The sequence below is a fragment of the Bacillus cereus genome, from assembly GCF_025917685.1.
Lineage (GTDB): Bacteria > Bacillota > Bacilli > Bacillales > Bacillaceae_G > Bacillus_A > Bacillus_A cereus_AT.
Genome location: NZ_CP089518.1, coordinates 4,141,508 through 4,163,452 on the forward strand (window position 1 = coordinate 4,141,508; position 21,945 = coordinate 4,163,452).

Below are 21,945 nucleotides of genomic sequence, written 5' to 3' on the forward strand. Positions count from 1 at the left end.
AGATACCCGTTTTCATATATTAAGCAGCTTGCTTTTGGCGTTTTGGCGTTTTTGATCCTAGTACTTTTGGAATAATGAAGCCATCAACTCCAATTTTCCCAGCATTCATACCAGAAACAAGAACGAACATCGATAAAATAACCATCTCAGGGTTCACACCAATTGACCCACTAAACATATAGGAAAAGTTCATTACAAGACCGAAAAAGACCGCTGTTTTTGTTAAACAGCCTACAATTAAACCAATTCCGACTAAAATTTCTCCCCACGTCACAAGTGTATTAAATAAATCAACGTTTGGAATTGCAAAATCTTGTAAGAATGATGCCCACCAAGATTGAACAGCTGGTTGTGCTCCTTTAGATTTTTCAATTGCACCTTGTAAATAACCAGTTGCATCGAATCCCTTGCCTTGTAGTTTACCGATTCCAGCCATTACCCATGTGTAACCAAGATACACTCGAACTATCGCTAATACAAAAGAAACTGCTTTGTTTTCTCTTAAAAATTGAATAATCATATCTTCCTCCTAAAGTTGTAATTAAGTCAGTTACAGATAATATAATAACATTAGTTGCTTACTTTTAAAATGTTAATTATGAATAATTTGTGAAACACATAAAAAACATTAAATACTAACGTTTATATAGTAACTTTTATTACCCGCAAAAACTTGAACATATCATACCACAAGTGATAATCATTTTCATTGAAGAAAATGTAAAAAAAATGTGAGTTAAATGTGAAACACATTCATTCGAATATAGAACAAATGCGTTTCACGTTGTTTATATACTCGAAATGTACATGTCCCCTCATCGATTAATCTCGCTTCTCGAACAGCTTCTCCTAACGTGTTGTCATGGTTAATAAGCCTGTAAAATACGCGTATTGTAAACATAAGTCCTAAGTTTCCACCTACATAATCTATCGATCTAACATACGATTTTGCATCATCATGTAAAATTGATTCTACTAGCTTCAGCTCCCCAAATTTACACCAACCATTTACAATATGTATAATATGCAATTTTGCATATTACTTAATTTCCGCTACGCCAAAGTATACCCTCTGCTCGTTTAAGTCGTATACATTCCCCCTAACTCTTCCATTACAAATCCCCTACCCTATAAGTCAATTTCATACATACCCGTTTCTTTCAAAAAATCTGCTCTAGTTAAAGCAACTTTCTGTAAATATTGCCTATACGCTGTAATTGTTCCATCATGTGAAACGATACAAATTTTTTCTGCTTTTAACTGATCGCACCAATGCAGAAATGCATCTACTATTTGCTGAAATTCCTTCTCTGAGATGATATTGATTCCCTCATTCCATAACAATTCATTTGTACTTTCTTCTAATGAAAAATATGGAAATGAATTTTTAATTATCTTTCGATCTAACAATTGATCGCATGGCAATGTTTTGGCGGATTCCCGATAAGGAAAAATACGCGGGGATACATATGGATGAACAATTTTTTGACAAGCAACTTCCGCACTCCATATTGTCGCAGTTTGTAAAGTTCGAAGTGTAGGACTAACGATTAATATATCCTTTTCTTGTAATGGTACATCGCGCTGAAGCAATTTTGCCTGCTTCTTTCCCACACCCGTCAATGACGGATTCACCACTTGTAAACTTAATGATAAATCTTTCGTATGCTCACCTTCACCATGCCGAACAAAGACAAGTTTCATTCTCCTCTTCCCCTCACTATGAAATAATCTCACATATTTCTTCCCTATTTTTTTCTTTACTCCTGCTATTTTAAAAAGCAGAATGTAAAAAGTATTTGACATCAATATTTGGAAAACATTACAATTATATATGTAAAATACTTTTTACAATAAGGGGAGGAATACAAATATGAAATGGATTATCATCTTTATCGGAATAATCATATGGGGATACATAAATGGCTTCTTTATTAGTGATAAAACTGCTAATCCTTGGATTACAGATGATGAACGTAAAACGAAAATTAAACAAAAAGCAATTATCGCAAGCTGGTCCGGTGTTTTCATATTTTGTATCATGAACCTCTTAAACAAATGGTTAGGTTTAGGAACGAGCGATACATCACCTTATTTACCAAATCCTGTCGCAACTATTTTTAAAGAAAATGTAGAGTTACAAATTTTACTTATGTTATTCATTACGTATGGACTATTTTACTTATACTACCGAAGAAAATTAAGCGCTTAACTTTTATCTCATGATTATCCTCCTAAATGGTTATAGTAACTAGGACGCAATGAAAAAAGGAGAGATATAAAAAATGAGTAAATCAAATGACTTTTTAGATACATTACATGAAAAACAAGCAAAAGATGAACAAAATAGACAGCACCAAGGTAACGGAAACCCTGCGAAAAAAAAGCCAAATAAAACACATAAGTAACATTGAAAAACCAGCCTACAAATTATATTTTAGGCTGGTTTTTTTACTCGTCTTTAACCGAAACGACATCTTCCCAATTCCATTTCTCATAATACCACTCTGGTACATCTATATTTTCAATCCACTTCTTTTCATGTTTTCCATCGTTATGAGCAAGCCATGCATCAGCTTTCTTACGATTCGAACGGAGCCACATTAATTGGTTGCTCTTCTTAATAAAAATAGGATTATAATCACCTTGGCTATTAGGTGGCTTTGTAATTTGATTTTGTTCATCGTTTATACTATTTACTTCATATAAAGATGGTAGTGGTCTTTTTTCTAGAGGGACCGATAGCTCTGCTTCCTTTGCCCTTGAAACGATAATTACATTATCGTTCTTCCATGTGAAATCCCAATCAACATAGCCTTTTGGAGTAAATGTGTGCTGCTGTAATGCCGGCAGTTCTTTTACTTTTAAATGTTTATTCTCTAATGCAACTCTCCCGCTTCCTTCAATATAGGCTAATATATTTTTTGATGGCGCCCATTTGAACCATTGTGTGTTTAATAACATTTGATCTACTGTTTCAAAACGACTGCCGTCTGATCGAATTAAGCAAAGTGTATTACTATCCGCTGACAAAGAAGCTGTTGGTACTGCCAAAAACGAAATCCACCTTTGATCTAGCGACCACTTAAATCCACTTCCAACTAATGCTAAAAAGTCATCATGCTCATTCGGTAGTGCATATAAATGTTTCATCTTATGAGGATTCATATTTGCATCCTTTTGTATTTCATATAACTGAGCACCTGTCCATCCTGTTGGAAGCAAGTGCGCTTCTGATGATACAAGAAATTTCTTACCATCAGGATACCATGCATAGTCACCTACACCATTGGCTACATTTTCAAAATCTGCTTTCTTTTTTTCAGCATCAAATATATTTAATGTACGTGCAAATACAAAGGCAATTATATTCTTTGTTGGTGACCATTGATAATTCGATGCTTCTGATTGAGATGGTGTAACTTTCTTTCCATCTTTCAACCGATACAGTTCGAAATGATTTCGCTTCTTTCCTTTTGCATATGCAAGCCACTCTCCATTATGTGACCATTTCGGCCCTGTTATGTACTCTCCTTTTGTAATTTGTTTTTCTTTCTCACCAACTTTAATCCATAGATTATGATTACGAATAAAGGCAACTTTCACTTCATGGTTTTCTGCGCCTTTAATCGAACTGGAACAGAAAAAAAGGAACAAAATCATGATTACACTTACTATAAATCTTTTCATATAGCACCCCCATTTTCCATCTTTAGCATTCCTCATATTCCGCTTACTATATGCAAATTTTACCCATTCGACATAATCCCAAAAAATTTCCCAAGAAATTTTCAATTCAAAGAGGATTGGTATGAATTATGTCGAAAATATAGTTTAGCCAACATTCGTTTTTATATTTAATGATAAAAATGTAAGATATTTTTTCTGAATATTAGCACTTTTTATTAGGGGGAGTTTCAATGAAAAAGACTACATCTACACTATTAAGTATGGCGCTCGTCTTTTCGAGTTTTGGAGCTTTAAGCGCCCATGCTGGGTCACTGCAAAAAGAGAAGCAATTTAGTCCACAGTTAAAAGCGAATATTGAACAATGGGGCGAAAACAAAATCGCGCAAAATGTTGAAACAAAAACATCAAAAGAAATTTCAGTCATTGTAGAATTGCAACATGCTCCACTCGCTTCACAAAGTAACATTCAGCATGCTCCAGACCTAAAAAATAGCAATGTGCAATCATACCATGCACAACTAAAAAAGGCACAAGAGGATACAACAAAAAAAATTAAAGAAAAAGCACCGAAGGCAACGATAAAAGAAACATATAGTACATTATTTTCTGGTTTTTCTATTTCTATCCCAGGAGATCAAGTTGCTGCTTTAGCTTCTTTACCTGAAGTAAAAGCAATTTATCCAAACTTAACATATAAGTTACATGAAACATCAAAAAGCCCAGCGGATCAAGAAACACCAAATGTTGGAGGTCCTACAGTTGGTGCACCTGAGGCTTGGAATTTAAAAGATCCAACTGGCAAACCCCTTGATGGAAAAGGGATGAAAGTCGCTATTATCGATTCAGGTGTAGACTATACCCATCCTGATTTACAAGCAAATTATATTGGTGGCTATGATACAGTAGATGAAGATAATGATCCGATGGATGGAAACGTCCACGGTACCCATGTTGCTGGAATTATTGCTGGTAACGGAAAAATAAAGGGAATTGCTCCGAACGCTTCTATACTCGCTTACCGTGTCATGAATGATGGTGGCACTGGTACGACAGAAGATATTCTTCAAGGTATTGAGTGCGCTATTCAAGATGGCGCTGACGTTTTAAATTTATCTCTTGGTCAAGATTTGAATGTCCCTGATCAACCTGTAACAATGACGTTAGAACGTGCAGCAAAACTTGGTGTTACTGCAGTTGTTTCAAATGGAAATGATGGACCAAAGCCTTGGTCTGTTGATGCTCCTGGTAACGCAAGTAGTGTCATCTCTGTTGGCGCATCTACTGTTTCTATTCCATTCCCAACATTCCAAGTAGCTGGTTCAAATAAATCTTACCAAGGATTACCGTTATCAAAAGCAGATTTCCAAGTAGGAAACGATGCTCAGCTTGTCTATGTTGGCTACGGTAATTCAAGCGATTACGCGAAACAAGATGTGAAAGGTAAGTTCGCCCTTGTTTTACAAGGAACTTCGAGCACGTTAGTAAAGGCAGAACAAGCAAAACAAGCTGGCGCTCTCGGTGTGCTACTAATTTCTAACGAAAAAGAAATTAATATTATGCCCGAATATTTTGGCCGTGAAGATATAGCTCTTCCAGTTATGCAACTATCAAATACAAATGGCGAAGAGTTAAAAACTTTAATTACAAAACGAAAGAAAAATATAAAAATTGGACAACCAAACAAAACCGAACTGATTGGTAACTTCAGTTCAAGAGGACCATCACAAGGTAGTTGGCTTATAAAGCCTGATATTGTTGCACCTGGCGTACAAATTACTAGTACTGTCCCAAGAGGTGGCTATGAATCTCATAATGGGACAAGTATGGCTGCGCCGCAAGTAGCAGGAGCTGTTGCCCTGCTCCGTCAAATGCACCCTGATTGGACGACAGAACAATTGAAAGCAGCTCTTGCCAATACTGCAAAAACATTAAAGGATGTCAATGAAAATACATATCCTGTCATGGCACAAGGATCTGGTTTAATTAACATTCCAAAAGCAGCTCAAACAGATGCATTAGTGCAACCTAACAATGTAAGTTTCGGTCTTATTAAACCTAATAGCGGTAAAGTGAAGTTAACACAAAATATTACGTTACAAAATCTTTCTAACAAAAAGAAAAACTTTTCAACTCGTATTGAATTACTAGATACAAAAACAAAAATCCAAACTTCTTTCCCTTCTTCTATTAGTTTGAAACCAAATAGTAACATCGAAAAGCCTTTTACTATTACTGTAGATAGCTCCTTACCACAAGGCGTATATACAGGAAATCTATATGTAAAAGAACAAGGAAAAACTGAAGAAATGCGTATTCCGTTTACATTTAGCATCGATCCGAAAGAATACAAACGTATTGATGGCCTTGAAATCGTTAACTCTACTTTCAGTCCAAATAATGACAAAATACTAGATGACAACCTAATCAATTACTATTTAGTTACACCAGTTGAGGACATAGCGTTTCATGCCAATTTAATTACGAAAGACCGTGTGACATATCAAGGCACGGTATATCAAGGTAAAAACGAAACACCAGGTTATAAATCTTTCAAATGGAATGGTACAAAAACTGACGGATCTCCTCTACCTGATGGCTTATACCAAATCGAAGCTGTTGCTTCTAACTCTGGTGGAGAAACGAAACAAACAGGGGCTGTATTTGTCGATCGCACTGCACCGAAGTTATCGTCTGAAGTAGATCAAGAAAACCTCGTAATTAGAGGGAAAGTAGATGATATACTTTTAGATTGGATGACAGAATCCGGATGGGTTGCTCCAGGACATCCAGTAACGATACAATATGAAATTAACGGAAATGGTGTGTGGGAAAGTGCGTTCCTGAACCCTTGGGAGAAAAGTTACGACATTTATTTCGATCGTAACCAATTACAACAAGGAAAAAATATAATTCACATTGTAGCAACTGATGCAGCCGGAAATATAACCAATTTAAACGTTGATTTGGAAGTAAAGTAATAATTTTTTGTTGACAATCTTTTAAAAATAGTTTTATAATACGAAACATAGTTTAGTTGAACGAATTATATATCGGCTTTGAAGGAATACTAGTAGCGACTTATATCCCTGTCTCAGAGAACTGATGGTTGGTGCAAATCAGTACATATACAAGCGTGAATTACAATTCTGGAGCTTCTTTCCCGTAGTGCACATAATGCATGAAGAGGAAGACGGAGTTTTTCCGTTATCTTAAAGTGAGTGGTAAACAATTTTTATGTTTACAATTAGGGTGGTACCGCGATTTTTATCGTCCCTATCGGATTTTCCGATAGGGGCTTTTTTGCGTCCTTCCCTTTTATACAACTTCATATATACGCATTGAAAGAATCGCAGTAGTATATTATATCCCTGTTACAGAGAGCTAGTGGTCGGTGGAAATTAGCACATATATAAGTACGAATTACAATTCTGGAGCTTCTTTTTCGTAGTGCTTTTATGCATGAAGGAAAAGACGGAGTTTTTCCGTTATCATGAATTGAGATGTAAGTGTATTTCCACTTACAAATAGGGTGGTACCGCGATTCTTTCGCCCCTATCGGATGTTCCGATAGGGGCTTTTTCTATTTCTCACAGAAACAAATGTTAAATAATTCCGAATCTTATGATAAAATTTTATAAACGCTTACAATTTTGAGGGGGTGGTACAAGCTATACGAAACCGATATTTAATTTTATAGAAAAAAAGGAGGATGTCTAAATGACAAAGAAAACAGAAATTCCATCGCATTTAAAACCATTCGTATCCACACAGCATTATGATCAATACACACCGGTGAATCACGCTGTATGGCGTTACATTATGAGACAAAATCATAGTTTCTTAAAAGATGTTGCTCATCCAGCCTATGTGAATGGACTACAATCATCTGGTATTAATATAGATGCAATCCCAAAGGTAGAAGAAATGAATGAATGTTTAGCACCAAGCGGCTGGGGAGCTGTAACGATTGACGGACTTATTCCTGGCGTAGCATTCTTCGATTTTCAAGGACACGGATTACTACCCATCGCAACGGATATTCGTAAAGTAGAAAATATTGAGTACACGCCGGCTCCAGATATCGTACACGAAGCAGCAGGACATGCACCGATTTTACTTGATCCTACATATGCAAAATATGTGAAACGCTTCGGACAAATTGGTGCGAAAGCTTTCTCCACAAAAGAAGAACATGATGCGTTTGAAGCTGTCCGTACATTAACGATTGTAAAAGAAAGCCCTACTTCTACACCTGATGAAGTTGCCACTGCTGAAAATGCGGTAATCGAAAAACAAAACTTAGTTTCTGGTTTATCAGAAGCTGAACAAATTTCACGTCTTTTCTGGTGGACAGTAGAGTACGGCTTAATTGGAAATATTGACGATCCAAAAATCTACGGTGCTGGCCTTCTTTCCTCTGTCGGCGAAAGCAAACATTGCTTAACAGATGCTGTAGAAAAAGTTCCTTTCTCAATTGAAGCTTGCACAGGGACAACTTATGATGTGACAAAAATGCAACCACAGCTATTTGTTTGTCAATCATTTGAAGAGTTAACTGAGGCGCTTGAGACGTTCTCTGAAACGATGGCATTCAAAACAGGTGGCACAGAAGGATTAGAAAAAGCAATTCACTCCGAAAACCATGCAACAGCTGAGCTAAATAGTGGATTACAAATTACAGGCACATTCAACGAAACAATTGAAAACGATGCAGGTGAAGTTATTTACATGCGCACAACTTCGCCAACGGCATTAGCACTTCATAATAAACAATTAGCGAATCATTCTACATCTGTACACAGTGACGGCTTTGGAACACCAATTGGATTACTCAATGAAAATATTGCATTAGAAAATTGCACAGACGAACAACTACAATCATTAGGAATTACAATTGGAAATATTACAGAGTTTACTTTTGCAAGTGGTATTCATGTAAAAGGAACAGTAACAGCTATTGTAAAAAACGATAAGAAAATTGCTCTTATCTCCTTTATCGATTGCACAGTTACTTATAACGACCGCTTATTATTTGATGCTTCATGGGGCGCATTTGATATGGCTGTTGGCTCAAAAATCACTTCAGTATTCCCAGGAGCAGCAGATGCAGCATCGTTTTTCCCAACTAATGAAGAAACAGAAGAAACTCCAACACCTCTTACATTAACTGAGCTGGATCGTATGTATCAAACGGTTCGTGATATTCGAGGTGAAGGTACTTTACACGACGCGTATGTCGAGCAATTAGTAGCAATTCAAGAGGTATTAAATAAATTTTATGCGAAAGAATGGCTGCTTCGCCTTGAAATATTAGAACTACTTTTAGAACATAACAAAGGGCATGAAACATCAGCAGCATTATTAAAGCAACTTTCTACTTTCACAACTGACGAAGCTGTAACACGCCTTATTAACAATGGTCTTGCGCTACTACAGGTAAAGGATGTGAAAAATGATGCTACGATTAACTGAAGAAGAAGTTCAAGAAGAATTATTGAATGTAGATAAATGGATGGTAAAAGATGAAAAATGGATTGAAAGAAAATATATGTTTTCCGACTACTTAAAAGGAGTCGAATTTGTCTCTGAAGCCGCCAAACTATCAGAAGAACATAATCACCATCCATTTATCCTTATCCAGTATAAAGCAGTTATTATTACTTTGTCATCTTGGAATGCAAAAGGTTTAACGAAACTAGATTTTGAACTTGCGAAGCAATTTGATGAACTATTTTTACAAAATGAAAAAGCAATTATAAGAAAGTAAAAAAGAGAAGCCTTTTTTAGGCTTCTCCTTTTATTTTGAAATGGATACAATGTCCAAACGGATCCTCGGCCTGTAATACTCCATCTTTATACGTAGCAAACACGCCAATATATTTTAAACTTTCACATACTTGCTCTTTTTGTTTTTCATCTGCTAATACAATAGTGAAATATTTCAAGCCGACGGAATTTGGCATTTGTGGTGGTATATCTTCACCTTGCCATGTATTTAAACCGATATGATGATGATAACCACCTGCTGATACGAACAACGCTCCATTTCGAGCTGGGATTGTTACATCAAAACCAAGACCGTCAACATAGAAACGTTTCGCTTCTTCTAAGTCAGCTACATGTAAATGAATATGCCCCATCACAGTACCAGCTGGGAATCCATTCCATGTACTGCCTTGCTGTAATAATCCTTCGCCGTCTAACGGGTTACTAACAAATGGTAGCTCTCCATTTTCATCATGCCAAACTTCTTTTTGGCGATCATGATAAATTTCAATCCCGTTTCCATCTGGATCAGCTAAATAAAGAGCTTCACTAAAGTAATGGTCAGCCCCACCATGTAATGGGTGTACTCTCTCAACAAAATGACGAAGAATATTTGCTAAGTCTTGTCTGTTTGGTAATAAAATTGCATAGTGATATAAACCAGTTCGACCTCTTTGCTTCGGAAGAGCGTCTTCCTTTTCTTCTATGATGAGAAGTGGCTCATTTTCCTCATTACCAAACGTAACGATTGTACTTTTTTCTTCCAATACCTTCATACGCAATACTTCTGTATAAAACTCTAGCGATTTCTTTAAATTTGATACATATAAATGAACAACCCCAAGTGTTGTTTCGGGATGAAGTTGAAAGCCCATTTTGTTATACCCCCATTTTAATTAATTCTTCTTTAACATTTTCTCTTTTAAGAAATTATCTACAAAACCATCAGCTTTCGCAACAAATAAGTATGCACCCATCGCTAATAATGCAAGTTCTAACTCAAACCCAGGATTTTTCCCGTCTCCTAACAAGCCAGCTGACCATTTTACTTTCACAATCGCTCCAACCATAACAAGTGCAAATAATAAGCCAATATATCTTACACCTAAGCCTAGAATTAACAATAGACCTCCAACTAATTCAAATGTTGCTACACCGTATGCAAGTCCTCCCGGTAAACCAATGCTTGTAAACCACCCTGCAATATTGTCAATTCCTGATTGGAATTTTGTTAAACCGTGCATAAAGAACGTTACCCCTAACACGATACGAATAATTAAGTTACCAATATGTTGATTCATTTCTTTCTCTCCTTTATAGTTTTCTTATACAAAACTTTTATTTACATTACAAAACATACACTAATTATTTTTATTCGTCAATTCATTTTTCATGAGAAAAAATATTTTTTTTTTGCTATGATACAAATAGTTGTTTACAAAAAAGGAGCATGATTTTATGAATATCGGTTCTGCAATTCGTGAAATTCGTCAACGTAGAGGTATTACGATTGCCCAAATCTGTGAAGGAACAGGTCTTTCTAAAGGCTTTATGAGTCAAGTTGAAAACAATAAAACATCACCATCTATCTCAACTTTAGAAACGATCTCTAATTTTTTAAATGTTCCCCTTCCCTATTTATTGTTAGAACAAAAAGATCGTTTGAAAATTGTAAAAAAAGAAAAACGTAAATACAGTGTTTATGGAAAAGATGAACAAAGAATTGAGCATGTTGCGGAGCAAGGTGGCCTTCGCCTAAATCTCGTAGAAATTCCTGCTGGGTTTCCAAAAGAAAACTCACCAAATGCTCATGAAGGCGAAGAGTGTCATCTTGTATTACGCGGAAAACTAGAAATTCAACATGGTGAAGATATTGCAATTGTAGAAGAAGGTGATTCTTTCTCCTGGAATGCATGCGTTCCTCATATTGTTCGTAATATAGGTGAAGAGTCTGCGTTATTACTTATCTCTAGTCATGCGGAAAATCGAAAACGCGTTTACTAATTGACAAAAAAAGAAGCCTGTTTCGTAACAGGCTTCTTTTTTATCCCCTTATAATTCCATAACTTGTCCCAACTAGTACGGTCTTTTCATGTTGATTACGATATACTGACTCAATTGAAACTTTTTTATATCCTTCCATTTGTTCAATATTTGTTAAAGTTAATTCACAAGTAATCGTATCCCCTGTAAAAACTGGCCTAATAAATTCACTTACTAATTCCCTTGCTATGTAATGTAACTCTTCGCCTACTTTCGTCCCAATACTAGCCGTCAATAAACCATGAACCATTAACCTTCCATTCTCATCATATTCCATATGATGCCTACCTTTATCGCCTGTAATATTGGCAAATTCGAAAACTTCTTCCTCGGTAAATCTTCTTTCATATTTAAATACATCCCCAACTTTTACATTCATTTTTATCCCCCGTTTAATAAACTGAATTTTCTTTTATTTTATCATAAAATGAGTCTCAATTCAGTTTATATTATTAAAATAGCAATCCTTTTTCTTCACTACCTTATAAGTTTATCGGTGCCCATCCTTTTTTGCTACTTGATACCCGTAGTACGCACATGTCCCATTTCTTGATAACTCTCTTACTTCAAAACCACAACTTCTATAAAAATCAAAATTATTAGCGGCTGTATGTGCAAACCAATCACCATGAGGAAGCTTTTGCAAACAAAGAGCTACTAGTTTCTTACCTAATCCTTTCCCTCTATACTCATACTTCACAACTAAATTTACTATATTAGCAACCATGATTTGATCAGAAATTACTCTAACCATCGCGACCATCTCTTCTTCATCCCAAATTGTGAAAGCCCATGTTGAATTTTCAAATGCTATCGAAAATTTTTCAATTTGCCAAGAAGGGATATTATCATTACTCCAACCAGCATCTTCAAATAATGTTTTAATTGCATATGCTGGCACTCCATTCGTTCCTTCACGAATAATTAGTCCATTATGATAAATATACATGTAATCCCTCCTTTTATTTTTATATACCATTCTTCAAAAAGTATATTTCACCTTTAAAAAAGTGAACTTTTTCATCCAACTCTCTTAATAGAATAAACTAAGACATCAATCCCATGAAATGCAGTTGTTTTTTCATAGCTAAGTCCTGTTTTTCTAGCTACAAATATTGAAGCTGGGTGGTTCGGATTAATAAGCGAAATTAATTTATTCATTTGTAACGCTTGGAAACCGTAGTCTCGAAATGCTGCTGCTGATTCTTTCGCATACCCTTTCCCCCAATACTGAGGAAGTAGCCAATAACCAATTTCGATTTCCTCTTTTCCATCTACCTTCTGCTTAACAAGTCCTGCATGACCAATTCGTATCCCAGTTTCCTTTTCAATCATTACAAATAAACCGAGACCATTTTTATAACTTGGAAGCACCCACTCCTCCAAACTTTTTTTACATTGCATATATGTTTTTAACGTCCCATTTCCAATATAGCGCATTACTTTCTCGTTCCCCCATAACGAAGCGTAGAACTGTAAATCATCCATTGTATATTTGCGAAATTGTAGGTGATCTGTATGGAACATTTTTAAACTCCTTCCCAGCATTCTGTTCTTTATTACACGATCATATTTTGTATGTATAGTAAGTGTTACTCTCTATTATAAATGAACCAACATCAAAATATAGAATATTCACTCTTTACAAACGTAAAAAAAGCAGTAGACAAATATTGTCTACTGCATCCATATCATAACTAGCAAAAAGAAAACTACAATTGAGGGGGGGTGTAGGATTTTCAAATATACTAGATACTTATCCCGTTCTAACGGGCGGTAAACTTTCCAATTATATTAAAGTGAAAAGTTTACCGCACATAAGAACTTTTACGGTTATTAAGAGAGCACCGTTAAGTACTCAAATACACGCTGTGCTTTTTCTCCACCCATTCGAGCATGTTGAAGAAGGGAAATACCATGTGGACCAGATGCACGTAATGCTTCTGGTTGTGCCACTAAAATAGCTTGTACAACTTCTAACTCTCCAAGCATAGCTGCTACGAAAATATCCATCCGAGCACCCTTTTCTAGTAAATAAAGAGCAATATCTTTACGACCTACATGTGCTGCTGCTCCTAAAGCACTTTCCCAATCTGAACCGCCCCAATTATAAGAAGCATGAAGTAAGCTAGGTGATTCGAACAAAAGCTCCTGTACCCTTTCTAGATCTCCATGAGCTGCCATAACAAATTCCCTTACTAATTCAGTGGTAATACGTTCTTCTGTTTGCATCGCTCTTCTCCTTTTTTAGAAATTCGTTTCGGTGTAAAAAATGGCTTGTCGCTTCCTTGAAAAATATCTACTTCTATGCCAAATACATGTTGAAACATTTGTTGACATAATACTTCTTCTGGTATACCGTCATACTGAATCTTGCCTTGCTTTAATACGAGTAAACGATCACTATATTGAGCCGCTTGGTTAATGTCATGTAAAACCATTATAATTGTCATACCAAACTCCTCGTTTAATCGTTTCACAAGTTCCATTACTTCCAACTGGTGAACGATATCCAAAAAGGTTGTTGGTTCATCTAATAATAAGACATTTGTACGTTGTGCTAGCGTCATCGCAATCCAAGCACGTTGTCTTTCTCCTCCTGACAAAGACTGTAAAAGACGATATTCATACCCTTCAAGATTTGTAACAGACAATGCCCAATCAACAATTTCTTCATCTTCTTTATTCAAGCGACTACTCCATGATTTATGAGGACCTCTTCCGAACTGTATTAACTCTTGCACTGTTAAATCTAATTGATGATCATGCATTTGTGGTAACATCGCTAATTGCTTCGCTACATCCGCACTCTTCATCGTATGAATATTTTCCCCATCTAAAATGATATCCCCTTCACTTTGTTTAAGTAGCCTTGCTATTAAACGAAGCAAAGTAGATTTCCCCGATCCATTCGGACCAATTAAACTAACGATTTCTCCAGCTTTAATATGTACATTCATATTTTGCATTTGAAATCTTTCGGAATGTGCGTAAAACACTTTGTTAACGGAAATCACGTCGTTTTCCTCCTCTATGAATTAAATATAAGAAGAACGGACCACCTAAGAAGGACAATAATATACCAACAGGCAATTCAATTGGATCGAACCAACTTCGAGCTATCGCATCCGCGAAAACAAGTAATATCCCTCCGCCAAGGCATGATAACGGCAGTAAATATTTATAATCATTTCCTACTAATAAACGTAACATATGTGGTACAACAAGACCGACAAATCCAATAAGTCCGGAAACACTAACCGCAATTCCAGCTAATAATGTACTTACTACTATTAAATAAAACCGACTTCTCTCCACGTTATGCCCTAATAATTTCGCCATTTCATCTCCTAGCATTAATACTCGAATATGCTTAATGCCAAAGAAAGCCAATATAATAGCGAATATTGCATAATAAATAATCATATTTAAATGTGCCCAACTTACACCACCAATGCCACCAGCTAACCACGGTAACACAGATTGTACTTTATCACTATGTAGTAACATTAATGCTGACGTTGCTGCACCAATTAATGCATTGATTGATACACCTACTAAGACGATTCTTGAAGGTGGTGCCCCTTTTTGCCATGATAAAGCATAAATAACCATCGCTGTTATGAACGCTCCTAAAAACGCCCCTAGTGGTAAAAAAGCCATATGTTGTGGGAATAAAATCATAATTATTATTGCTACAAGGCCTGCTCCTGATGAAACTCCGATAATTCCGGGGTCTGCAAGAGGGTTTCTCATTACCCCTTGCAATAACGCTCCTGATGCAGCTAAACATGTTCCTACAATAAACCCAACGAGCACTCTAGGTATACGAAGATCCCATACAATTCGATGAACTGTCGAACCTTCATCTTGTATCCCTGTTAGAATGTCTCCTAAAGAAAATGATAAACTTCCTGCAAAAAGACCATAAAAAAGACCTAGCATCGTTAATACAACTAAAGTAACTGCTGTTACCCATCTTTTTTTCGCAAAAGGATGTTCCTTTTCTCTTACTATTCCACTACTCTCCATGCTTATCATTTCCTTACATCTTGTATACTTTTATACATAAAGTCCATCGCTTCTGTCACTTTTGTTCCAGGATTTGAACCAAATAAATCTGGTGGTAAAATAACAACGCGATTTTGTTTGACTGCCTCTAAATTTTTCCACGCTTCATTTTTCATCATTTCGCCTTCAAATGCTTTTTTCACACTATTTGGATCTCCGTGTGTAATTAAATAAATTACATCTGGGTTCGCCTCAATAATGCGTTCTACACTTAGCTGTGCATATTGCGGATATTCTTTCATTTCTGGGAAACCAGCTGCAATATTTTTGCCGCCCGTTTTTTCTAAAATATCACCTGACAGAGATGTTGGTAATGCCGCTAAATAAGTGCCTGGTGCTCCATATACTAGCAATGCTTTAACGTCACTCTTTTTCTCATATTTCTTCATTTGATCATTAATTTTTTGATTAAGTTCTTTTGCTTTATCTTCTTTCTTCATCACTGTTCCATACATTTCAATACTCTTTTGAATATCTTTTACAGAATTGGCTGAAGAAATGATTACTTTTGTTCCTTGTCCTTCAACCGTTGGAATATTTTTTTGAAATCCATTATTTGCAACAAGTACGTCTGGTTTTAAGCTAGCAATTTGTTCAAAGTTTGGCTGATGTGCATTTCCAATTACTTGCGTTTTTTGCAAATCTTCTGGAAGGGGAATTTTTGCATCTGGACGACCGACGATTTTCCCTCCTAAAGCATCGATAACATTCATATCACCCATACTTAACGTTGCAAAACTTTCAGGAACTTTATTGAACGTTACCTTTCTGTTTGAGAGATCGGTAATTTCGATTTTGTCTGTTCCTTTTTCTGTTTTTGTTGCAGATGCTTTTTCGTTTTCCTTTGCACTGCAACCTATTAACAAGAAAAAAATAGATAAGATCGCTGTGAACAGCGTAATAGATTTTTTCATTCTTCCACCTCTAATTGATAATGATAATCATTTACTACTATTCTACTTTAATTGATAAGGATTATCATTGTCAATATAGAACGCATACATTTTCTACAAAAAAAAACAAAAAACGCTACAAAAAGATTTCTTCTTTTCGTAGCGCCCTATTTAACAATTTTCTTCATATTCGCTCTCCTCTAATTGATCACGCATCGTTCTAACACGCTTAAAGAAGAAAAAAGCAAGAACTAAAAATACAATAATACTTCCCATCATAACAAAAGACTGTACCATACTTTTTATTCCACTTGGAATTAATAAACCGATCATTAAAAATGTACTTATAGCTAAAAGTACTTGTGCAAACCGGGTATAATCTGCTATTTTTTCTTGTAATTCTTTCATCTGCTTATCACTCCCATCCTCACTTTATCACATTCTATCAAGCTTAAAGACAAGTAAATAGAACCAATCTGGGAGATGTTTTCCAAAGTAAAAAAGAGCCGCTTACTCGCGGCTCTTTTTTATCTATTATACGCCTTTATATGCTTCCATATAGATTTCTTTCAGCTCTGAAATGAGCGGTAATTTTGGATTAGCTGTTGTACATTGATCTTCAAAAGCTCTTTCTGCTAATAATCCAACAACCCCTTCAAATTGGTCTTTAGTAACCCCTTGTCCTGCAATACTCATATTTATATTTAAGCTTTTTCCAAGCTCAATAATTGCTTGGACGAGTGATTCCACACCTTCCGCCGCCGAACTTGCTGGAAGCCCGAGCGTTCTCGCAATATGTGCATAGCGTTCATCAGCCACAAAGTGCTCATATTTTGGGAACAATGCGTGTTTTCTTGGCTTAATAGCATTATAGCGAACTACGTGCGGCATAAGAATTGCATTTGCACGCCCATGCGGAATATGGAATTCTGGTCCAATTTTATGCGCTAAACTGTGATTAATACCTAGGAAAGCATTTGCAAATGCCATCCCTGCGATTGCGGAAGCATTATGCATTTTTTCTCGTGCTTCTTCATCATTTCCATCTTTATATGCTCTCGGTAAATATTTAAATACGAGATCAATTGCTTTTAATGCTAAACCATCAGTATAGTCATTTGCCAGAACAGACACATACGCTTCAATTGCATGTGTTAATACGTCCATACCAGTATCTGCCGTCACATAAGGTGGTACTGTCATTACAAATTGCGGATCAACAATCGCTACATCTGGTGTTAATTCATAATCCGCAAGCGGGTATTTAATATTATTTTTCTTATCTGTAATAACCGCAAATGGCGTCACTTCTGATCCCGTCCCCGATGTTGTTGGAATGGCAACAAATTGCGCTTTATTCCCCAGATTCGGATACTTACATGTACGTTTTCTTATATCTAAAAACTTCTGTTTAATTCCATAGAATGTTGTTTCTGGATGCTCGTAGAATAGCCACATCCCTTTCGCTGCATCCATAGCTGAACCACCACCAAGTGCGATAATTACATCTGGTTTAAAGCTTTTCATCATTTCCGCACCTTTAAATACAGTTTCATCTGATGGATCTGGCTCGACCTCAAAGAAAACTTCAACTTTCACATCATTTGCATGTTTACGTAAATAATGTGTAACCGTATCTACATATCCGTGCTCAACCATTCCTGGATCCGTTACAATAAATGCACGTGAAATGTTAGGCATGTTTGCTAAATATGCTGTCGCATGTTTTTCAAAATAAATTTTTGGTGGCAATTTGAACCACTGCATATTCTTTTTTCTATTTGCCAACCTTTTTATATTTAATAAATGCGCCGCTGTTACGTTTTGAGAAACTGAGTTTTTCCCATACGAGCCGCAACCAAGCGTAAGTGATGGAATAAATCCATTATATATGTCACCGATTCCACCTTGTGATGAAGGGGCGTTTACAATAAGACGGCAAGCTTTCATACGTAATCCAAATTGCTTTTGTACTTCTTTATTTGTAGAATGAATGACTGCTGAATGTCCTAAACCACCGAGGTCTAACATGTCTTCGCAATATGTAAGTCCTTCTTCTAATGAATTTGCTTTTACACAAGCTAATACTGGACTCAACTTTTCACGAGATAGTGGATATGCTGCTCCGATACCTTGTATTTCAGCTACAAGCATTTTTGTATGTTCAGGTACAGTAATTCCTACTAATTCAGCAATATACTGTGCTGATTTCCCAACAATATCACTATTTACTGCACATGTATTTTCATTAATAACAAGCTTTTCTAATTTTCTTCTCTCTTCTTCTGTTACAAAGTAACAATTGTTTGCAATCATTTCTGTTTTCACATCATCATAAATTTCCTTGTCTACAATGATTGCTTGTTCTGATGCACAAATCATACCGTTATCAAATGTTTTTGATAAAATTAAATCATTAACAGCTCGTTTTATATGCGCTGATTTCTCTATATAGCATGGTACATTACCAGGACCTACACCTAGCGCTGGTTTTCCAGTGGAATAAGCTGATTTCACCATACCTGCTCCTCCAGTTGCCAAAACAAGCGCAACACCTTCATGGTTCATTAATTGTTTCGTTGCTTCTACAGAAGGTTTTTTAATCCACTGAATACAATGTTTTGGTGCCCCCGCCTTCACCGCTGCATCATATAATGTTTTCGCCGCTGCAATGGAACAGTTTTGTGCTGAAGGATGAAATGCGAAAATAATTGGATTTCTCGTTTTTATCGCGATTAATGCTTTAAACATTGTTGTCGACGTTGGATTCGTTACTGGCGTTACCCCAGCTACTACACCGACAGGTTCTGCAATTTCTATTACTTCTTCATGAGGATCTTCATGAATTATTCCTACCGTTTTATCTTTCTTTATACTATGCCAAATATATTCAGTAGCAAAAATATTTTTAATACATTTATCTTCATATACACCACGACCCGTTTCTTCAACAGCCAACTTCGCAAGCGGCATATGTTGATCAACACCTGCTAATGCCATTTCATGAACAATGTTGTCAATTTGCTCTTGTGTAAAACTTTCTAATGCTTGTAAAACCTTTTGACCGTTATTCACTAACGTATCAATCATCTCTTTTACTTCCTGCATTTCATTTACAACCTTCTCTTTGACTACCATGTAAATTCCTCCTATTCTACTACCTTGGACTAAATAAGACCCTATAGGTCGTAATAAGTCCCGATTATCGCAAAAAAATAGAGTTGCTTTCCTACATGAACCTCATCATTTGTGAAATATTTCACAAGTTTGTTCGTGAGTAACATTTCATGAACTTAATATACATGAAATTATTTCATTTGTGTATGTCTATTTTGTGAAATGTTTCACAAAATAATGTAATAAAAATGCACTGCCTATATTAGCAGTGCACTTTTATTACGCTAACGCTTGTGCTAGATCTTCAATTAGATCTTCACCGTCTTCAATACCGACAGAAATTCGAATTAATGTATCTGTAATTCCTAATTCTTTGCGACGATCTGCTGGGATTGATGCATGTGTCATTTGAGATGGGATAGAAATTAAACTTTCCACTGCTCCTAAACTTTCAGCCAGTGTAAAGTATTGTAATTTCTCAAGTACTTTATTTAATGTTTTTTCGCTATCTACATCAAATGAGATAATAGCACCAAATCCGTTCGCTTGTTCTGTTGCTAGTTCATGGTTTTGATGTGACTCAAGACCTGGGTAATATACTTTATTTACTTTTGGATGGTTATTTAAAAACTCAGCAATTGCGCGTGAATTCGTTTCATGCTCTTCCATTCGAATTCCTAATGTTTTTAAACCACGAAGCAGTAAGAAGCTATCTTGTGGGCCAAGAATACCTCCTGTTGAATTTTGTACAAAGTGAAGGTCTTCTGCTAATTGCGGGCTATTTACAACTACTAGGCCTGCAACTACGTCACTATGTCCTCCTAAATATTTCGTTGCACTATGAAGCACAATGTCTGCTCCTAAAGAAATTGGCGACTGCCAATATGGCGTCATGAATGTGTTATCAATAATTGTTAATAAATCTTTCTCTTTAGCAAGAGCAGATATTTTCTTAATATCAGTAATTTTTAGTAATGGGTTCGTTGGTGTTTCTACATAAATCGCTTTCGTATTTGGACGAATCGCTTCTACAACTTCCTCTAGATTTGTTGTATCTACAAATGTATGCTCAATACCGAAACGGTTTAATACTTTCGTAATAACACGGTACGTTCCGCCATAAACATCATCTGTTAAAATGACGTGGTCACCTTTTGAGAACAACATAATTGTCGCTGTAATAGCAGCCATTCCTGAACCAAATGCAAATCCAGCATGACCATTTTCTAATACAGCAATCATTTCTTCTAAAGCTGCACGTGTTGGGTTGCCTGTACGTGAATATTCATATCCTTGATGCTTACCAACTGCTTCTTGTTTATACGTACTTGTTTGATAGATCGGTACGTTTACAGATCCAGTTGAAGGTTCTCCTATGCGAATACCATGAATTAACTTTGTCTTTGCTCTCATTTTTTATTCCCATCCTTTGTATATGTCTTTGCTTAAATAGCGCTCACTACTATCAGGAAAAATCGTTACAATATTTGTACCTGGTGTTGCTTTCTCTGCCTCAAGTAAGCTCGCATGAAATGCTGCTCCTGAAGAGCTCCCAACGAGAAGGCCTTCTTTTTGCGCTAACTCTTTCACTCGTAAAAATGCATGTCGATCAGAAATTGTATGAATTTCATCAAAATAAGATGTTTTTAAAAATGGCGGGATGAATTCAAGACCAATCCCTTCTGTTTCATGTGAACCAGCTTTACCACCATTTAAAATAGATCCTTCTGGTTCTACAATAACCGTCTTAATATCAATGTTTTTCTCTTTTAAATAAGACGCAGTTCCCATAAACGTACCGCCAGTTCCTGCCCCTGCAACAAATATGTTAATTTCTCCATTCAATGCATCCCAAAGTTCAGGACCTAATGTTTTGAAATAAGCACGAGGGTTTGCTTCATTCGCAAACTGACTTGGAGAGTATGAATTCGGTATTTCATTTACTAATTCTTTTGCCTTTGCAATTGCGCCAGTCATTCCTTGCTCAGTCGGTGTATGCACGACCGTTGCACCTAGCGCTTTCATTAATTCTTGCTTTTCAACACTAAATTTCTCTGGTACACAAACGATGACGCGTAAATCATGTTCTAACGCTGCAAGTGCCAGTCCAATGCCAGTATTTCCAGCCGTCGGTTCAATAATTGTTCCGCCCTGGTTAACAAGCCCTTTTTCTAAGGCATCCTCGATTAACTCTCTTCCTAAACGATCCTTAACGCTTCCGCCTGGGTTGTAAAATTCAAGCTTTGCAAATAAACGGACTCCTTTCGGAAGTGAAAAACGAGTAATTTCTACGATTGGTGTATGGCCAATCAACTCATGAACTCCACGATATACATTCATCGTGTTCTCCCCCTTATTTGCCAAT

The 21,945-nt window shown here is 36.2% G+C and carries 22 protein-coding genes, 1 pseudogene and 2 other annotated features; of the genes and pseudogenes, 6 read left to right on the forward strand and 17 right to left on the reverse strand.

Annotated features, from left to right (window positions below):
* Positions 1 to 19: 19 nt before the first annotated feature.
* The 3 genes and pseudogenes from LUS72_RS21535 to LUS72_RS21545 form a co-directional block, all read right to left on the reverse strand.
* Entirely contained in the window at positions 20 to 520 is a 501-nt protein-coding gene (locus tag LUS72_RS21535; RefSeq protein WP_097830628.1) for a DoxX family protein, read from the reverse strand.
* A 216-nt stretch (positions 521 to 736) separates the two neighbouring features.
* Positions 737 to 1,119: pseudogene (locus tag LUS72_RS21540) on the reverse strand (hypothetical protein); the annotation flags it as partial.
* A gap of 9 nt (positions 1,120 to 1,128) precedes the next feature.
* Complete coding sequence (locus tag LUS72_RS21545; protein WP_264448243.1) at positions 1,129 to 1,704, reverse strand: histidine phosphatase family protein; 576 nt, start codon at positions 1,702 to 1,704, stop codon at positions 1,129 to 1,131.
* Between the two features lie 169 nt (positions 1,705 to 1,873).
* Between LUS72_RS21545 and LUS72_RS21550 the strand changes: the two genes are divergently transcribed.
* Together LUS72_RS21550 and LUS72_RS21555 are read left to right on the forward strand one after the other, a co-directional pair.
* Positions 1,874 to 2,212: a phosphoglycerate mutase gene (locus tag LUS72_RS21550; protein ID WP_097830625.1), complete on the forward strand. Its 339-nt coding sequence runs from the start codon at positions 1,874 to 1,876 to the stop codon at positions 2,210 to 2,212.
* Between the two features lie 73 nt (positions 2,213 to 2,285).
* Complete coding sequence (locus LUS72_RS21555) at positions 2,286 to 2,408, forward strand: DUF4023 domain-containing protein (protein ID WP_264448244.1); 123 nt, start codon at positions 2,286 to 2,288, stop codon at positions 2,406 to 2,408.
* Positions 2,409 to 2,451: 43 nt separating this feature from the next.
* Here LUS72_RS21555 and LUS72_RS21560 read toward each other — a convergent pair whose 3' ends face one another.
* Positions 2,452 to 3,690 carry a TolB family protein gene (locus LUS72_RS21560; protein WP_264448245.1) on the reverse strand — a complete coding sequence of 413 codons (1,239 nt, stop codon included), beginning with the start codon at positions 3,688 to 3,690 and terminating at the stop codon, positions 2,452 to 2,454.
* Positions 3,691 to 3,920: 230 nt separating this feature from the next.
* On the opposite strand from LUS72_RS21560, the gene LUS72_RS21565 reads away from it, so the two are divergent.
* The 3 genes from LUS72_RS21565 to LUS72_RS21575 all read left to right on the forward strand — a co-directional run bounded on the left by LUS72_RS21565 (position 3,921) and on the right by LUS72_RS21575 (position 9,457).
* The gene (locus LUS72_RS21565) at positions 3,921 to 6,668 is read left to right on the forward strand and encodes a S8 family serine peptidase (RefSeq protein WP_264448246.1); all 2,748 of its coding nucleotides are present in this window, start codon (positions 3,921 to 3,923) and stop codon (positions 6,666 to 6,668) included.
* Positions 6,669 to 6,737: 69 nt separating this feature from the next.
* Positions 6,738 to 6,968, forward strand: a binding site (T-box leader).
* Between the two features lie 51 nt (positions 6,969 to 7,019).
* Positions 7,020 to 7,247, forward strand: a binding site (T-box leader).
* Positions 7,248 to 7,407: 160 nt separating this feature from the next.
* Complete coding sequence (locus LUS72_RS21570; protein WP_264448247.1) at positions 7,408 to 9,162, forward strand: aromatic amino acid hydroxylase; 1,755 nt, start codon at positions 7,408 to 7,410, stop codon at positions 9,160 to 9,162.
* Entirely contained in the window at positions 9,143 to 9,457 is a 315-nt protein-coding gene (locus LUS72_RS21575; RefSeq protein WP_097830620.1) for a 4a-hydroxytetrahydrobiopterin dehydratase, read from the forward strand. The genes LUS72_RS21570 and LUS72_RS21575 overlap by 20 nt, the downstream gene beginning before the upstream one ends.
* A 16-nt stretch (positions 9,458 to 9,473) precedes the next feature.
* On the opposite strand, the gene LUS72_RS21580 is transcribed toward LUS72_RS21575, so the two are convergent.
* A complete protein-coding gene (locus LUS72_RS21580; protein WP_097830619.1) occupies positions 9,474 to 10,331 on the reverse strand; it encodes a VOC family protein in 858 nt (285 codons plus the stop codon).
* Between the two features lie 21 nt (positions 10,332 to 10,352).
* Entirely contained in the window at positions 10,353 to 10,757 is a 405-nt protein-coding gene (locus LUS72_RS21585) for a DoxX family protein (protein ID WP_002145660.1), read from the reverse strand.
* Positions 10,758 to 10,914: 157 nt separating this feature from the next.
* Here LUS72_RS21585 and LUS72_RS21590 point away from each other — a divergent pair, with 157 nt between their 5' ends.
* Positions 10,915 to 11,460: a helix-turn-helix domain-containing protein gene (locus LUS72_RS21590; RefSeq protein ID WP_097830618.1), complete on the forward strand. Its 546-nt coding sequence runs from the start codon at positions 10,915 to 10,917 to the stop codon at positions 11,458 to 11,460.
* Positions 11,461 to 11,500: 40 nt separating this feature from the next.
* Here LUS72_RS21590 and LUS72_RS21595 read toward each other — a convergent pair whose 3' ends face one another.
* From LUS72_RS21595 to LUS72_RS21645, 11 genes are all read right to left on the reverse strand, one after another.
* Positions 11,501 to 11,878 (reverse strand): hotdog family protein, encoded by a 378-nt coding sequence (locus tag LUS72_RS21595; RefSeq protein WP_071747409.1) that lies wholly within the window; start codon positions 11,876 to 11,878, stop codon positions 11,501 to 11,503.
* A gap of 111 nt (positions 11,879 to 11,989) precedes the next feature.
* Positions 11,990 to 12,448, reverse strand: coding sequence for a GNAT family N-acetyltransferase (locus LUS72_RS21600; RefSeq protein ID WP_097830617.1), 459 nt, complete (start codon positions 12,446 to 12,448; stop codon positions 11,990 to 11,992).
* Positions 12,449 to 12,519: 71 nt separating this feature from the next.
* Positions 12,520 to 13,047, reverse strand: coding sequence for a GNAT family N-acetyltransferase (locus tag LUS72_RS21605; protein WP_141533499.1), 528 nt, complete (start codon positions 13,045 to 13,047; stop codon positions 12,520 to 12,522).
* Positions 13,048 to 13,335: 288 nt separating this feature from the next.
* Positions 13,336 to 13,731, reverse strand: a complete 396-nt coding sequence (locus LUS72_RS21610) for an ankyrin repeat domain-containing protein (RefSeq protein WP_097830615.1) — start codon at positions 13,729 to 13,731, stop codon at positions 13,336 to 13,338.
* Positions 13,698 to 14,516: an ABC transporter ATP-binding protein gene (locus LUS72_RS21615; RefSeq protein ID WP_097830614.1), complete on the reverse strand. Its 819-nt coding sequence runs from the start codon at positions 14,514 to 14,516 to the stop codon at positions 13,698 to 13,700. The genes LUS72_RS21610 and LUS72_RS21615 overlap by 34 nt, the downstream gene beginning before the upstream one ends.
* On the reverse strand, positions 14,503 to 15,531 hold the full coding sequence (locus LUS72_RS21620; RefSeq protein WP_141533498.1) for a FecCD family ABC transporter permease: 1,029 nt from the start codon (positions 15,529 to 15,531) through the stop codon (positions 14,503 to 14,505). The genes LUS72_RS21615 and LUS72_RS21620 overlap by 14 nt, the downstream gene beginning before the upstream one ends.
* Positions 15,532 to 15,536: 5 nt before the next feature.
* Positions 15,537 to 16,484, reverse strand: a complete 948-nt coding sequence (locus LUS72_RS21625) for a helical backbone metal receptor (protein WP_097830612.1) — start codon at positions 16,482 to 16,484, stop codon at positions 15,537 to 15,539.
* 150 nt (positions 16,485 to 16,634) lie between these two features.
* Positions 16,635 to 16,871: a YrhC family protein gene (locus tag LUS72_RS21630; RefSeq protein WP_002034123.1), complete on the reverse strand. Its 237-nt coding sequence runs from the start codon at positions 16,869 to 16,871 to the stop codon at positions 16,635 to 16,637.
* 126 nt (positions 16,872 to 16,997) lie between these two features.
* A complete protein-coding gene (gene adhE / locus LUS72_RS21635) occupies positions 16,998 to 19,601 on the reverse strand; it encodes a bifunctional acetaldehyde-CoA/alcohol dehydrogenase (protein WP_097830610.1) in 2,604 nt (867 codons plus the stop codon).
* A 258-nt stretch (positions 19,602 to 19,859) separates the two neighbouring features.
* Positions 19,860 to 20,993 (reverse strand): bifunctional cystathionine gamma-lyase/homocysteine desulfhydrase, encoded by a 1,134-nt coding sequence (locus LUS72_RS21640; RefSeq protein WP_097830609.1) that lies wholly within the window; start codon positions 20,991 to 20,993, stop codon positions 19,860 to 19,862.
* Between the two features lie 3 nt (positions 20,994 to 20,996).
* A complete protein-coding gene (locus LUS72_RS21645; protein WP_097830608.1) occupies positions 20,997 to 21,920 on the reverse strand; it encodes an O-acetylserine dependent cystathionine beta-synthase in 924 nt (307 codons plus the stop codon).
* Between the last annotated feature and the right edge of the window lie 25 nt (positions 21,921 to 21,945).